We start from the raw sequence: 15,552 nt of genomic DNA, 5'->3' as shown, positions 1-15,552 counted from the left end.
CTTGCTTTATCCAAATTAGCATACGAAAACGCCTGTTTGAGATAATCAAACAGGCGCGGGAAAGCAGCAGTTATCTGGGTTGTACTGTCGGGTTAGGCAAACGACAGGCAACATTGAGTTGCTACCACCTTCCCTTTAACTGATTGCAGTTAGTCTAACTTTGGTGCAAAGCGTTGATATAAGGTTGGCAGTACCAACAGCGTCAATGCCGTTGAGGTAATCAAACCACCGATAATCACAATTGCCAGTGGACGCTGAACCTCGCTGCCAACACCTGTGGAGAGGATCACCGGGATCAAACCAAGTGCAGAGGTCAATGCCGTCATCAGCACTGGGCGAAGCCGACTAACCGCACCTTCGTATGCAGCGTAAGCGACATTTTCACCAGAGCGAACCCGCTGGTTGATCGAATCAACCAGCACAACACCATTGAGCACTGCGACACCAAACAGCGTAATAAAGCCGATTGAGCTTGGCACTGACAGATAGGTACCTGTTAAGTACAGCGCGAGAATGCCGCCAATTAGCGCCAGTGGAACATTTGCCAAAATCAGTGCTGCTTGGGCAGCGGAGCCAAATGAGAAAAACAGTAGCAAGGCGATTAGCGCCACTGAGATTGGCACCACAATGGTAAGTCGCTGCTGAGCGCGCTGTTGACTCTCGTATTGCCCGCCAACCTTCACTGAGTAACCTGCTGGCAGCTCTGCGTTATCGTTAATGGTTTGGTAAATATCGCGAACTACCGACCCCATATCGCGACCGGCGACATTAGCCTGAATCACAACTCGACGTTGCACGTCATCGCGACGGATGTTTGGTGGCGCACTTTCCATCGCGACCTGAGCAACATCGCCCAAGCGTACTTCGACACCATTCTCGGCACGCACAATGAGATCGGAGATCAGATCAGGGCTGCTGCGGTACTCTTCGGCAAAGCGCATCTGAATGTCGTAGCGCGCATTGCCATCGATGATCTGCCCTACTGCACGGCCACCGATGCCGTCTGAAACCAGCTGTAAGACTTGGTCCACACTGATGCCATAACGAGCAAGTTCGGTACGGTTCGGGCGAACCACTAATTGCAACTCACCTTGGATCTGCTCCATCGCGACATCGACAGCACCATCAACTTGTTGAACCAGCTCTTCGATCACCTTGCCGCGATCCGCAAGTTGATCGAGGTCGGGGCCAAATAGCTTAATGGCAAGTTGGGCTCGAACCCCAGACAGCAGTTCATCAACGCGAGTCGCAATGGGCTGCGAGAAGGTAAACAGCAAACCAGGGAAGACATCCATCTTCTCTTCCATCAATCGTTGTAGCGCGAAACGATCCGAAGCAGATGTCCACTGTTCTATCGGCTTAAGTCCAACGTAGATCTCAATGTTATTGATCGGTTCCGGATCCCCACCAAGCTCAGCGGCGCCGATCCGACTTAAGGCGTATTCCACCTCCGGGAATTCCAGCAAGATGGCTTCGAGCTTTGGTGCCACCGCCAAACTGGTTTCTAGGTTTGCTGTCGGCGCCAAGGTGACGCGGATATTGATGGTGCCCTCTTCCAGCTCTGGCACAAACTCGGTGCCTAGTTGCGGCACTAGAGTCAGGGTTGCCGCAAACGCAATAACTGCTGCAGCAATGACACTCTTAGGCCTATCGATAACTACTTTAAGTAGCTTGCGATAGCCCGATTCAATCGGCGCAACTACCGGGCTTGGACGGTAACGCAGCCCCTTGTTAAACAGCAGCGTAGCCAGTGCCGGTACAACAAACAGTGCCACCACCAAGGCACCCAGCATGGCCAAAATGATGCTCACCGCCATCGGCTGGAACATCTTGCCTTCAACGCCTTCCAAAGTGAACAACGGTGCAAAAACCACAATGATGATTGAGGTAGCAAAAAATACCGGGCGTGCCACTTCTTGCGCTGCAACCTTGATCCGCTGCGCCATGCTGCCAGCGTTATTGTTTTCGGTTTGGCTTAGGTGCTTGAAGATGTTCTCCACCATCACCACCGAGCCATCCACCAACATGCCGATGGCGACGGCAAGGCCACCAAGGGACATCAGGTTGGCCGAGACACCGAAGTAGGCCATGATCATCAGCGCCAAGCCAATAGAGACTGGAATTGAGATCAACACCAACAGCGTTGCGCGGATATTGAGTAGGAACAGCGCCAGAATAACGATGATGAGCGCAAAGGCGATCAACAGCGCATCAGAGACAGTTTTGACCGCTTTGCCAACCAGATCGGCGTTGTCATAGTACGGCTCAAAGGTAACGCCCTCAGGCAGTGCTGCCTGAATCAGTGGTACGCGCGCTTTGATGTCGTCGATGGTGGCCTTGGTATTGGCGCCCATGCGCTTGAGCACAACGCCAGACACCACTTCACCCAAATTTTGCGCTTGGCCCTGTTGATCGCGACGGGTCATGGTGACGGCACCAACGCGGATCTCGCTGCCAAACTCGACCTGAGCAATATCACCAATGGTGATCGGCGTACCCGATACGGTTTTCACCGGCAGCAGTCGAATGGCTTCAAGGCCTTCTTCTCCGCTAGGGATAAAGCCGTAACCGCGGACAACAAACTGCTCCTGCCCGCGCGGCATAAACCAACCGCCGGTATTGCGGTTGTTGCTCGCTAAGGCTTGCTCAACATCATCCAGAGCGACCTCATAAGCTTCCATTTGCAGCGGGTTAAGCTGCACTTGGTATTGACGCACTTCACCGCCAAATGACAGCACCGAGGTTACGCCATCGACTGGCATCAACATCAGCTTCACGAGGTTGTCGTTAAGGCTGCGCAGCGCCATCGCATCGTAGCCACTGTCGGCATCAGCACGCAGCAGATATTGGTAAACTTGGCCTAGGCCGGAAGTGTTCGGCCCCATCTCTGGAGTTCCCACGCCTTCTGGAATGCTGTCACGCGCAGCCTGTAGCTCGGTAAATACTTGCTGACGAGCAAAGTAGATATCGGTTCCCTCTTCGAACACTACCGTGACGATGGATAAGCCAGTACGGGACAACGAGCGAACCTCGGTAACCGCAGGCAATGAATACATCGATGCCTCTAACGGGTAGGTGATCAGCTGTTCCACTTCCTCTGCAGCGAGGCCTTCGGCAGTGGTATTGATGGTCACCTGGACATTGGTTACGTCAGGAAACGCGTCCAAGTTCAAGCGAGGCAGCATGGCAATAGTCGCCATCACTAATGCGATTAGGGCAAGAGTGACTATCAGACGGTTACGGACCGCTGATGCAATTAGGTTATTCAGCATGAGCGATACCGTTAGTGGTTATGGATGTCGAAGCCAGATTTAGCTTGTTCAGAGGCGAGGAAAAAGGCTCCCGTGATCGCGACCTTGCTGCCAGCTTCGATGCCAGAAATTAGGTTGAAACCCTGCTGGGATGCCAGCACTGTCACTTCAACGCCACTGTAGGCATCGCCATCGTACAGATACACCATCCAATCGCCGTCAGCCCCTCTTGCCAAGGCAGAGTCGGGGAGTACGATTCCAGAGCGTTTACTTTGACTAAAGAAGACCGTCGCGTACTCACCGGCATGCAAGCGGTGCTCGCTGTTATCTATAGCCAGACGAATTGTTTCGGTGCGAGTCTGCGGATCGAGCTGATGGTCTCGGCCGATCACCTTGGCTTGATAAAACAGGTTGTCGACCTGAACCGTGACTTCCTGCCCCAGCTGCACCTGACCAACTTGTTTTGGCCGGATCTGCGCACTCACCCACAGCGCGGATTCATCGGCAATCAATGCCAAAGGCGTGGACGCATCGATAAACTGACCCACCACGGCGTTGTCTTGTTGGAGGGTGCCAGATTGCCCTGCCAACAGCTCAAACTGGCCCAGCTTGTGATCAGAGCGAGTTAACCCATCAATCTGCTGTTGGGTCATCCCAATCGCCAACAGATCTTGAATGCTGGTCTCTATATCGATTCGAGCCTGCTGGTAACGCGCTGCCGAAACCGCTTTTTTACCCAGCGATACCACACGCTTCCACTCAGCTTGTGCCAACAAGTACTTCCCTTGAGCATTAGCGATTTCGCTTGATGCTATGGTGTACAGTTTGTCTCCAGTATGTACTTGCTGTCCTGGCGTGATATGTCTGGCGACCACTCGCACGCTCACAGGCAAAGCCACTTGGCGAGTTAAATTGGGATCAGCCAACAGTTGTGCTGGCGTGCGTTGCCGCATATCAAACTGGGACGGGTGCACTGATGCAACCTCGATACCGGCAATTGCACTTTGCGCCGGAGAGAGCTTTAGCCCTTCTTCCTCTTCTTCGTCATGGCCATGATCATCATCGGCTTCATCAGCATGGTCGTCATCGTCACCATCTTCATGCTCATCAACATGCAATGCAGCTTCTACCTGCTCATCATGGGCTTGGTGATCTTCATCCTCATGCGCTACCAATTGTTCATGTTGGTGATCTTCATGGCTATCAAACGAGATCGGTTGATTTAGCTCAAGAGGTTCATTTTCATGCGCATGATCGTCACCAGAGATTGCCATTGGGGCATACAGAGCCATTACTACCGCAGCAACCGGTGCTAGTTTCAAGTTTTTCATTTCCATACCTTTAAATTCAATTAGTTCGCTTGGTCTATTAACCAGCTTTCAAGCTCGCCTCGGCTTGCCATCATCTGCGTCCATAACATCGCTTGCTGAGCGGCAAGCTCAGCACCGGATGCGGCAGTGTCCAATAGCTGTTGCTGCGACTGCAGGTACAACTGGGTTGGCAACTCTCCGCTTTGCCAGAGTTTTTGCATCAGCATGTCGCTGTCTTGCAAAGAGTCTTGAGTCAGTTGCTGCCATTGGCTGCGGCTATCAGCAATAGCCAAATAACGCTCGGCTAATGAATTTAGAGAGATAGAAAGGTTGTTTTGGTCACTAAGGAACTGCTGTTCAGCGACGACAATCGCTTGGGTTGCCTCGGCAATTTCACCTTGGTAACGATTGCGAAACTGCAGTGGGATAGAGACTCCGACTTGCAAAGCCGTTTCATCGCTATTAGCTACAGCCCCTACGGAGATACTGGGATCGGCTTTAGCATCAACTTCAGTCAATGTCTTTGCGGCTCGTGCTGCTTGAACGGAGCGATAAGCTGCTGCTAATGCCGGGGTGGTTTGGTTAACCTCGGTGCTTGGCAAACGGTTACTGACCAATAACTTAGATAGTTTTGCCTGCGGCTCCCCGCCATTAAGGCGCACAGTAGTTGAGGCTTCCAACATCGCTTGCTTGGACAAAGCTCGGTCACTCACCGCCATTGCCAGCTCGAGGTTCAGCAATTGCTGATCCAGTGGCGACAACTCACCTGCGGTTACCATCTTTTCGGCAAGAGTTGAGCTCGCTTGGGTGCGCTCAATCATCTTCACAGCATAGTTATCTAACTGAGTCGCCAGTCCATATTGGATCTGTGCTTGCAACAGATTGGCTAAGGTGTCATTTCGCAACTGCTGATATTCGGCTTCAGCAGTCATCGATTGCAGCTGAGCTAAGCGAGTACGGACACCTCGCTTATCAGCCCAATCAATCGATTGGCTAACGGCTAGGGTGTAGTCTTCATCACTACTGTCGCTGCCGATATTCTCAACATCGAATGACAACTCTGGGTTGTATAACGCCTGATCTGCACGGCCTTCCCCAAGCTGTTGAAGCACCAATTGCTGCTTTGCGGTTTGTATTGCCGGTAAGGCATCCAGTTGAGCTAACGTCTGATGTGCAAACTGATTCAGTTCAGTTGCTTGCGCAGACAGCCCGATGACCATCCCCAGTGTTAGGGTTGTGGCCTTTAAACGGTATTGCATAACCTACTCCAATGAGTATTCGTAAAATTTGGATGGATCTAGGATCCGAACAACGAAGTAGGTCAGGCTCTTGGAGGGCGCCTTAAAGATGGTAAGGCAATTGCGTATTCCGGCCACTGGTAGCAAAAGACCTGGGCCTCAATACCTGTGGAGATAGAAAAAGGAGATATTTCCAATGCGTAGTGGATGCAATGGTGATGAGAACAGGACTCGCCACTTTCATGCAGGTGCTGGCTATCATCGTGCCAAGTACCGTCTAGGTGATACTCGATAACGGCTCCGCTTTCAGATAAGTGCGCATGGCTGCCTTCCAGCGTTGCGGATGCAACCTGGCTAACAAGCAATAACACAAATAACAAAGCGGTTCGTAACAATGGAAAGTCCAAGCAGAAATATCTGAGCTGATGGACAAGCCTAATAAAACAAAGTTCCTTGGTAAAACAATAAAGTATACATTAGGCAGATTAGCCCACCGAAAGTGTGATCCGGGCCGACATTGAGCTCGCTAGTTCAGCGGCTCTTGGTCTGCCATCTAGTTATTGTCTAGCAACTTGGGAGAGCTCTCCTCCAAGCAGTGGGATACACATTGCTACAGATATTATGCCAGGGCGAGAACACGTAAAAACAACCCAAATTTGTCCTGAAAATACACGTAAGTACTTGGATTGGTTCTGCCATATGGCGCACTACCTCAATGACCGCTAAGGGCACTAAGCGGTCAGGATCTCCGTTTAGTATTAATGACAGACAAAGCTCGGTCGGATCACGATCAACACTTTGAACATGCCACTAGCTAATGTTGTTCAAAAGAGCTTTTTGTTCATGTTCACTAAACGATGAAATCCGACATATAAGCTGCGCTAACAACTCGTCCTCGCAGTAGAAGTACGCCACTGGCACACCCAGCTCGGCGGCAATACGCTGCATGGTTTGATAGTCGGGCGTGTGCTTACCTTTTTCGTATTGATTCATCCGTGCGCTGGCCGTATTGGGTTCCATGCCCAAACTCATCCCCAACTGCTGTTGAGTGAACCCTGCCAATTTGCGGGCAGTCTTGAGCCTGAGTGGGATTGGGGTTTCCATTAATCTTCAGCTATCTGGATAAAATCAGTAGCTAAGATTTTCTTAGTTCGAACCCAACAAGTGTACTAAGGACTTCTTAGTTATCAAGTTTTCCTTGGTGCTTTCAGCGCCGGTGACTTGCTGAGAAGCTGCGAGATAGGGACCCGCTGAGTGAAGGTTGTCTCAATAATTGGATTGGTGCCCTTCAGTGCTTCGAAATCGTATTGTGAATACTCTAGGGCTTCCGACGCTTGAATAGCGTCAACATCAAGCTCAAAGGGATTAACCAAATCTGGAAACCACATACGAAAAGTCTCTACCATTTGCGCAACTGTGAGTGTTTCAGCTCGTTCGCTAAGTGCTAACTTAGTCGCTTCGTAAAGAAATTCTTTGAGATCACTTACGCGCCCACGGCTAGCAGCAAACAATGCGTAAGCCGTATGCTGCAACTCCAGTTTTGGAGGTTTATTAAAGGGCATCCGTAGCGCTAACCCCATCAGAAATTGCAGGTAATGTTTTGGTTGTTCAGACAACTTAAAGTAAGGGATGGTCCTGCGATTGATAAGCCGCCGCCCCCATTGTGGTTCTTCAGCGATCTTCTCAGCCCAGGGCATACCAACCAGCACAATGGGGATCTCTGACTTTTCACTGATAAACTTCAAGCGATTAGCGATGCCAGCTCTCGAGGCATCAGACTGGAATTCCAGTAATTCATGAAATTCATCAATGATGATCAGCTCCGTGCCACAACTCGATAGCAGCCGAACCAGAGATTCTGTTAGTGACTGGTCGTTGCTCCGGCCCCGTCTACGGGTGCTGAATGGGTGGCCGAGATCTTTATGTAATTCGATAAGGGTTGAATTTAAATTCGCATGGCTAGGGATCCGGCTCAACAGAACCGGTCTATGCGTATAACCGCCGCCTTGGATATGGGGCACCCGCTTCAAATAATGCTTAATGAGCTCTGTCTTCCCAGCGCCAGTGTCACCAGTAACTAGCATACATTGCTGACTGCCGCCAAGCCGATGGTTAAACCGGAGCCGGTCAAAGTCCTCGAAGATCTGAGTAACTATGGGCTGCTCAACAAAGCAATTTTTGAACGTTTCCAGTCGCTGCAATTGCTCATCAGTCAATACACCCATCAGTAAGGCTCTAGCCCAGAAAGCATAGCATCCCAGTCATCTTGATTTGGGAGATCTGATTTAGTCTCTTCTTCTTGAATGGCCGCTATGGAACCTTCAAGTAGTTTCGATACAACAGTCCCTGCGCCAACACTGGATACTCCCTGATGACGCGCGAGCTTTGCAGCCTGCTTCACTTTGCCACTGCGTTTACCCTCTTTAAGCTCCGTCACTTCTTGTTCAATGCGCTGATGTATAGCCATGCGCACCTGAGCCAAGCTATCGAGATCCAACTGTCCTTTGATGAACTCTCGATGCAAGCAGCAGTTCACTTTATGTTGCTGCAAAGACAAGCCCTTGGTGTAACCAACAGGATCTACACAAGGCACAACCATATATCCCTTCAGTTGCTCAACGTAGACATGAATATAGGAAAGGTCATCCAGGTTGGTTTTTACCAGTACCGAGGGCTGTTCGCTCCGACCACGATTGGCGGTATGGTACTTCCGGTAGGTAGCGAACTTATCACTGTCATAACGAAGGTTATGAATTTGAATGCCGCCACGGCGGTGCTTCCGATAATCACTCTGAGCTAAGACGATTTCAAGCTTCTTTTGGTCGTCATTAGACAAAGGAAGTGGAGGCAAATGTGCTACCGACTGCTGCCAAGTATAATAAGGGATCCATTGACACCGACTGTCAGACTCCATGTGATACACATCGATAATCCATTGATGAAAAAGCTCGTTGAAAGTGCTGAATCGGATCACCGCATCTTTGGCTGGGTTGTAATCTTCCTTCTCGAGGATGTTAGAGAAGGTTTTGCCCGGCATAGAAATAAGCAACTCACTGTTTATCTTGCCAAAAATACGCTCAACCATCGGCTTTAACCAAGGACGCTTGACCGGATTGAACTGAATATCGGTAACCACTTCAAGGCAAGCTTGCTCTAGGCTCTTACTCCAAAATTCAGCTCCATTATCAACAACCAGCGTTTCTATTTTCCCGTGGCAGGGCCAGTCATTTCTCAGCTGTGGGAAACGTCTGCATAGCTCCTCTTTCGGCTTCATAGCATTGAGCAGTGCCATCTTGACTGAGTAATAGGAAGGCTCTTTATAGCCAATATGAAAGCCCACTACGCACTTGCTGTAGCTGTCGATGAGCAGGGTTAAAAACGCACGACCTAACGGGATGTGCAGCTCATCATCGAGCAAGATAAGGTCCAGCGGAGTATGGTCAATTTCAACCCGTTCAAGTGCCCGGGTTGGTGGAATGTGGCGGCCAATAGCATTGAACTCAACATCAGCTTTGTACTTACCATGGCGAGCCTTCATCACCTCGTAAGGGGGTAATCGATTTATCCTATCTAGAAATGCCCGGTAGGAAATGGGAGCTACTTTATCTCCCAACAACTTAAGGTTTTCAACACGAATGGAATCTTTGTAAAACTGATACACCGCCGCGACTGAAGGGCGTTGAGGGATCAAGTAACGCTCAATAGCCTTGTCGAAAAATTGCTGCTCTCCAGAGCTAGTTCTCGATTTGGTGTTGCCCTTATTACCATGCTTAGGCACTAATGCTTGAATTGAATATCCTGCCTTTTTGTAGGTCTGCCACCACGAAGCCAGCGTTCGCCAGCTTGGCGCAGGCTTTCCAATAGCAGACTTAGCTTGGGCGATTAACGGCTCAATGTTCTTTTGAGTCCAGCCTCCTTTCAGATTGTCACGAAACCACCGTAAGTAGGCTATACGTCGGTAGGTTTCATCTCGGACAGCCTCTGGATAGCTTGCGATATCGCGTGGGATAGGTTCCGGCCCATCGTTAGCAGGGCTCTGCTCCTGCACCGGCAGCTCAGGAACGAATTCATCTTCAAAGCTTGGAAACGCCATATCGCCAGAATCAGAAGACATCTTTAGCACCAGACCCGCGTATCTAACCCCAAAGTGCTATTGAGAAGATCCGTTGTTATTTCGCCCCCTGCAACCAAGGACAAGGTAGTTGCTAGTACAGAGCCCGGCTCTTCACCACTTTCCTCTATAAGTTCAGCAACGCTCACCACCCCAATGCATTTAACGAGCTTAAGCAGATACAGATGCAACGGCGTCATGGCCTGAAAGCCTGAATATCGATGCAGTAATTTAAGGTTACTGAGTATGGGGTTTACGCAAATCTGCTTGTCTGTCACCAGAACTAACGAGCTTCCCAATTCCTTAGCCTTTATCTGTTTCGCATGGAAACGGCTGCGGAAGTCGCTGTTTAGGGTTTTACGTTGCGGTTTTACTTCGATAAACCGACGCACTCCATTTTCAACTACCGCGAAGTCTGGGGTGTAACCGCAGTCGCGACCGTTAAACGGGTAGTAAAAGCCTTGGGGCTGCGCTTCGAAATGCTCAATTTTCGGGGAATATTCAAAATGAAAGCAGGCATCGAACTCGAGCGACGATTCAACCGTCAGCACGCTGTTCATTTTGGGGCTGGCGAAGCGAAAGAGATTTTTGACCCGAGAATGACCGAGATTGCGTCTGTACATCTTCTGTCGCCTTTTTGTAGTATTACTACATCAAAACGTAGTCTATGCAGACTTATACTGCCAGTTATGCAGCTTTATGCTTCCGCTATGCAGACTTATGGTTCAAACGACAAATAGATAAGGAGCTTTGGGTGGCCCCCCAGCCACATCCCGGCACATGCATCCTCCGCCTTGGCTGCTCCCTTCCGGGCCTGACCAGGTAAACGAATTAACATTGCGAGAGGACCGGGGCACCATAGAAAGGTGCGCTCGGAAAGCGCAGGGGCATTATGTCGATCCCTCGCAGTCCATGCAAGTGCAAAGGGGTTGTTCGCTTAGCTTTTGTGCAATAACCCCCAACAAAATCACAATGTCGCCTCTGGGTTGGCGTTAGATAAGGCTGTGTCGTAGTTAGCTGTTGGAGTTTATCTTAAGTCTTCGGCTTCACCGGTTGCGGCGCTTTTAGGGGAGGATGTCGCTGTGGCGACGGCACATTGTTGTATGCATTAGAGGGACTCCGCCCCTTTTGGAATTCTCCTTGCCTTAGGTCGCAGCCCAAAACGCTTCGCTGAACTGCTCCAATGCGGCAGAAGATCAATAGCGGTAGTGCTTTACCCTTTGTATCGCGGCTCCCTAGGCAGTGCTTTAACTGTATTAGAAAGAACAACACTTAATTGGTACACAGCCATAGATAAGGCAGCTAAATCGTTCACTTTTGATAACAATCAATTGTATACAGTCTTAATTCGTACCGAAGTTGGTGCATATCACCACTGTATATTAGCAAAGTGGCCTTCTATCTTGTTAAGGACTCACATTGTGTGGGTTTTATCTGACTTAAGGAGAGAGTCATGCAATTTATCGCTAGATGGTTTATCGCTGCGTTATTATTCATCAGTCCCGTTGCAATGTCGGCAGACAAGGGCACTACAACAGCTGCGGTCAAGGCGCCGGTAAGCGCCACCAGCAAAGCCCAAAGTTCGAAAAACAGAGTAAATATCAACTCCGCCAGCGCGACTCAGCTAGCCAATGGATTAACTGGCATTGGTGCTAAAAAAGCGCAAGCGATCGTCGAGTTCCGCAGTACTCACGGTAAGTTTAAAAACATTAATGAGCTAAGTAAGGTAAAAGGGATTGGTGCCGAGTTGATCGCCAAGAATATCGAACGTATTGCGCTGTAATAGCTCAATTGTTAAGGGAGCACTCGCTCCCTTCTTTATTCTTCGCACCACCGCAGATGCTGCCACTTGCCTTCAATTAGCCAAACCTACACCCGAGCTTCAATTCGCATATTCCTTAGAGCCTAGCCACACTTAGTTAATGAGACGAATAGCGATCCAACCACAGAGCAAACGGAATAGCCTTTCCCTAATGGCGGCAGCAGCCCTGCTTATGTTGGTAGTGCTGCTACTTAACCACCAGTTACTGCCGCAAGCATGGCTGATTGGGCCGACGCTTATGGCCATATTTTGTTTAGTTTTGGGCTGGGTAAAACGCTCAGAGCCTAAGGTATCAATTTCGATAACCCCTAGAGGCATTAGCTACCGCCACCGTCGCGGCCGCTGGTTGTTGCCTTGGCAGCAGCTGCAGCGTGTCGATATCGTTCGCTTTGATGATGTAGCCCTACCTTATGTCGGCATAAAAATACGCAATCCACTGCATCATGTTAGTCGCATCCGGCCTCGCTTAGCATTGGCTATTACCGTCGAGCAAAAAGCGCTACTGCAGTTGACTCAGCCGCAAAGCTGCAATCAATGTGAACTGCTGCTTAATGACAACCGTGACAGCCCATTTAGTGGTGTGCAAGCGGCGTATTATCGACAGCAACAGCTGCTGCAACAACAGTTAGGATTCGAGCTGTATCTGCCAGAGTCGGCGCTGGATCGTAGCGCCGAAGAGATGGTAGCGCTGCTCAAGCAGTGCCGTAATGACACCCTAAAACCAGGCTTTAAGCTGTAACCACAGTAACCCGATATATTCGTGTATCGAGCGTTGGCTGGTAAGCAAATTTTGGCTGGACAGATACCATGCTCGGCTCGGAGTGGCGATAAAATCCGCTGGAGCGGGAATCGGCTCCATCCCTGCTCTGCGGTAGTTGATTAACGATCGGTGCATGTGTGTTGCTGAGGTAACTAAAGCACTTGAACGCTTTCCAATAATGGCTGCGGTTTGCTGTGCTTCCTCAGTGGTGTCTTTGGCGCTGGCGAGCATTATTATTTGCTCAGCCGGCACCCCTAGGTTAATCGCCGCCTGCTGCATCACCTTTGCGTGCGGCACAGGATCAGTTCCGCCGTAACCAGACACCACCAAAGTGGCACCGGGATTTTGCTGCCATATTCGGATCCCTTCTAACAATCGTCCTCTGGCTATTGCCGAGAGCTGCTGCACTATCGGCCTTTGCGCTTGAGTATGGTGATCACTACCCAGCACCATAACTACGTCAACGGGCTGCTGTTGATACACTGGGTAGCGTGTTTCTAACGAGTCTGCCAGCCACACCGATACCGGCGAGAATGACAACAACAAGAGATAGATAGGCCCGCTACATAGCAATGCTTTACCAAGCCGAGGCATACGTTTAAGCAGTAACCAACCAGTTAACATCAGAAGCATAGCCAGTGGCACGGGCAAAATGGCAGCGGTGATCCCCTTCTTAATCCAGAACCCCATTACTGCGCCTCCCACAGCCACGCCGCACCCCGAACGCCAGATGAGTCGCCGTGTTTATTCTTTACTACTGGTGTCACGCACTCACGGCCAAGCACCCGCAACGGCAATTGTTGATTAAGCGCAGGATAGAGCCAATCAAGGTTGGATAGCCCGCCACCTAGCACAATGCAATCTGGATCGAGCAGATTAACCACATGAGCTAAAGCATCGGCGAGGTAATGCAGCAACTGCGCTTGAGCTTGCAGCGCAAGCTTATCCCCTTGTGTTGCCAACCGTTCAATCTGCTCTGCTGACACTGCTGCCCCACTCAATCGCTGATAAAGGCGCTGATAGCCACTGCCTGAAACAAACTGCTCAATACAGCCGTAGCGGCCGCAGAAGCACTGCGGTAATGGATGTTCTTTGGCTCCAAGCCATGGCATTGGATTATGGCCCCATTCGCCACAAAGACCGTTAGCGCCGTTAAGGGGTTTACCGTCGATAACGATGCCCGCGCCGCATCCAGTACCAATGATGGCAGCGAAAACAACCTGCTGATTCGCAGCGGCGCCATCACTGGCTTCGGAAACAGCAAAGCAGTTAGCGTCGTTGGCCACCCGTACCGGCCGGCCTGTCGCTTGAGCCACATCAGTTAACAGATCTTGACCATTTAAACATTGCGAGTTGGCGTTCTTTACCTTGCCGGTTTGGCGGGACAATACTCCAGGAATGCCGATTCCAATTGTCGCTTGGCAACCTAGCTGCTGCTCACACTGCAGTACCATCGCTGCAATGGTTGCGACGGTGTCAGGGTAACTGCCCTGTGGTGTGGCACGGCGTAACCGAAACCGCTCTACCCCAGCGCGATCAAGTGCAATTAATTCAATCTTGGTGCCGCCTAAATCTATGCCAATCCGCACAGCGTCAATCCTTTATCTTACTGATACAAAAACGGGAGAGGCGTTAACCTCTCCCGCAAATCAATTGTGCGTTAGTTTACGCTTGCTGATCAACGATTTGAACTTGATCAGCGATGCGCTGAGCTAAGCCCTGCACATCGAAACTTGGCTCCGCTTCCACCATCACTCGAATCAGTGGCTCGGTACCAGATTTGCGCAGTAATACTCGGCCACGGCCTGCCATCTCTTGTTCCACTTCAGCAACTACCGCTTGAACTGATGCGTCTTCCAACGGCTGAGTTTTGCCCGAGAAACGCACGTTAACCAATACCTGTGGCAACATAGTTAGATCCGCCAGCGCCTGTTCGATGGTTTCGCCTCGAGCTTGCAGTGCATTGAGCACCTGTAACGCGGCAATGATGCCATCACCGGTAGTGTGATGGCGCAACGACAGGATATGACCGGAGTTTTCTCCACCTAGGTCCCAGCCGTGCTGCAGCAGTTGCTCAACCACATAGCGATCACCCACTTTAGAGCGAACAAATGGAATATCGAGTTCCTTTAGCGCTAGCTCAAACCCTAGGTTGGCCATCAAGGTACCAACAACACCGCCATCAAGCTGATTAGCTAACTTAAAATGACGGGCAATGATATACAGGATTTGGTCACCGTCGATAACCTCACCGGCGCTATTAACCATCATTACGCGGTCACCATCACCGTCAAAGGCGATGCCCATATCGGCTCCGGTCTCTTTTACCTTAGCGACCAGCGCGCCCATTGAGGTAGCACCACACTTGTGGTTGATGTTGGTGCCGTTTGGTTGCGCGGCAATAACGGTTAACTCGGCGCCAAGCTCGCGGAACACGTTTGGAGCAATGTGATAGGTGGCACCGTTAGCGCAATCAAGCACGATGTGCATGCCCGCCAGGCTAGAATCCTTGTTAAAGCTTGCTTTACAAAATTCGATATAGCGCCCAGCCGCATCGTCGATACGACGAACTTTACCGAGCTTATCAGACTCAACACAGCCCATCTCTTCATCCAGCTGGGCTTCGATCGCCAGCTCATCCGCATCGGTCAGTTTGGTTCCGCTCTGGCTGAAAAACTTGATGCCATTATCGTGGTATGGGTTATGTGAGGCACTGATTACCACACCGGCATCCGCGCGGAAGGTGTGCGCCAAATAGGCAATCGCCGGAGTCGGCAACGGGCCCGTCAATTGCACCCCAACACCGGCGGCACTGAAACCTGCTTCCATAGCGGATTCCAGCATGTAACCGGAGATCCGAGGGTCTTTACCGATGATCACCTGCTTGGTGCCAGAGTTGGCCATTATGGTGCCGGCGGCATAGCCTAAACGCATTGCAAATTCAGGGGTAATTGGGAACTGGCCAACAGGGCCACGGACACCATCGGTGCCAAAATATTTACGAGTCATAATTGCTATATTTTTTATGGCCGAAGACCACAATGTCAGCGGCACAGGAAT

At 50.5% G+C, this 15,552-nt stretch carries 12 protein-coding genes and 1 other RNA gene; 2 read left to right on the top strand and 11 right to left on the bottom strand.

Annotated features, from left to right (window positions below):
- Window positions 1-149 precede the first annotated feature (149 nt).
- The 8 genes from HER31_RS01850 to ffs form a co-directional block, all read right to left on the bottom strand.
- Window positions 150-3,272: an efflux RND transporter permease subunit gene (locus tag HER31_RS01850; RefSeq protein ID WP_168659012.1), complete on the bottom strand. Its 3,123-nt coding sequence runs from the start codon at window positions 3,270-3,272 to the stop codon at window positions 150-152.
- 11 nt (window positions 3,273-3,283) lie between these two features.
- Window positions 3,284-4,582, bottom strand: coding sequence for an efflux RND transporter periplasmic adaptor subunit (locus tag HER31_RS01845; RefSeq protein ID WP_168659011.1), 1,299 nt, complete (start codon window positions 4,580-4,582; stop codon window positions 3,284-3,286).
- Window positions 4,583-4,602: 20 nt separating this feature from the next.
- Window positions 4,603-5,820 carry a TolC family protein gene (locus HER31_RS01840; RefSeq protein ID WP_168659010.1) on the bottom strand — a complete coding sequence of 406 codons (1,218 nt, stop codon included), beginning with the start codon at window positions 5,818-5,820 and terminating at the stop codon, window positions 4,603-4,605.
- 789 nt (window positions 5,821-6,609) lie between these two features.
- Window positions 6,610-6,903: a helix-turn-helix domain-containing protein gene (locus tag HER31_RS01835; protein WP_168659009.1), complete on the bottom strand. Its 294-nt coding sequence runs from the start codon at window positions 6,901-6,903 to the stop codon at window positions 6,610-6,612.
- Window positions 6,904-6,986: 83 nt separating this feature from the next.
- Window positions 6,987-8,024: a TniB family NTP-binding protein gene (locus tag HER31_RS01830; RefSeq protein ID WP_168659008.1), complete on the bottom strand. Its 1,038-nt coding sequence runs from the start codon at window positions 8,022-8,024 to the stop codon at window positions 6,987-6,989.
- Entirely contained in the window at window positions 8,024-9,913 is a 1,890-nt protein-coding gene (locus HER31_RS01825; protein WP_202983587.1) for a Mu transposase C-terminal domain-containing protein, read from the bottom strand. Before HER31_RS01825 ends, HER31_RS01830 begins: the two co-directional genes overlap by 1 nt.
- 2 nt (window positions 9,914-9,915) lie before the next feature.
- Window positions 9,916-10,533, bottom strand: coding sequence for a TnsA endonuclease N-terminal domain-containing protein (locus HER31_RS01820; RefSeq protein WP_168659007.1), 618 nt, complete (start codon window positions 10,531-10,533; stop codon window positions 9,916-9,918).
- A 134-nt stretch (window positions 10,534-10,667) separates the two neighbouring features.
- Window positions 10,668-10,764: signal recognition particle sRNA small type (gene ffs, locus HER31_RS01815), an RNA gene on the bottom strand.
- Window positions 10,765-11,363: 599 nt separating this feature from the next.
- On the opposite strand from ffs, the gene HER31_RS01810 reads away from it, so the two are divergent.
- Complete coding sequence (locus tag HER31_RS01810; protein ID WP_202983586.1) at window positions 11,364-11,693, top strand: ComEA family DNA-binding protein; 330 nt, start codon at window positions 11,364-11,366, stop codon at window positions 11,691-11,693.
- 190 nt (window positions 11,694-11,883) lie between these two features.
- Window positions 11,884-12,471 (top strand): DUF2982 domain-containing protein, encoded by a 588-nt coding sequence (locus HER31_RS01805; protein ID WP_168659006.1) that lies wholly within the window; start codon window positions 11,884-11,886, stop codon window positions 12,469-12,471.
- On the opposite strand, the gene HER31_RS01800 is transcribed toward HER31_RS01805, so the two are convergent.
- The 3 genes from HER31_RS01800 to glmM all read right to left on the bottom strand — a co-directional run bounded on the left by HER31_RS01800 (window position 12,448) and on the right by glmM (window position 15,504).
- Window positions 12,448-13,182, bottom strand: a complete 735-nt coding sequence (locus HER31_RS01800; protein ID WP_168659005.1) for an ElyC/SanA/YdcF family protein — start codon at window positions 13,180-13,182, stop codon at window positions 12,448-12,450. The genes HER31_RS01805 and HER31_RS01800 overlap by 24 nt on opposite strands.
- Window positions 13,182-14,081: an ROK family protein gene (locus HER31_RS01795; RefSeq protein WP_168659004.1), complete on the bottom strand. Its 900-nt coding sequence runs from the start codon at window positions 14,079-14,081 to the stop codon at window positions 13,182-13,184. Before HER31_RS01795 ends, HER31_RS01800 begins: the two co-directional genes overlap by 1 nt.
- Window positions 14,082-14,157: 76 nt before the next feature.
- Window positions 14,158-15,504 (bottom strand): phosphoglucosamine mutase, encoded by a 1,347-nt coding sequence (glmM, locus tag HER31_RS01790; protein WP_202983624.1) that lies wholly within the window; start codon window positions 15,502-15,504, stop codon window positions 14,158-14,160.
- Window positions 15,505-15,552 lie beyond the last annotated feature (48 nt).

The organism is Ferrimonas lipolytica, assembly GCF_012295575.1.
GTDB lineage: Bacteria > Pseudomonadota > Gammaproteobacteria > Enterobacterales > Shewanellaceae > Ferrimonas > Ferrimonas lipolytica.
This window is presented reverse-complemented; position numbering and strand designations above follow the sequence as displayed.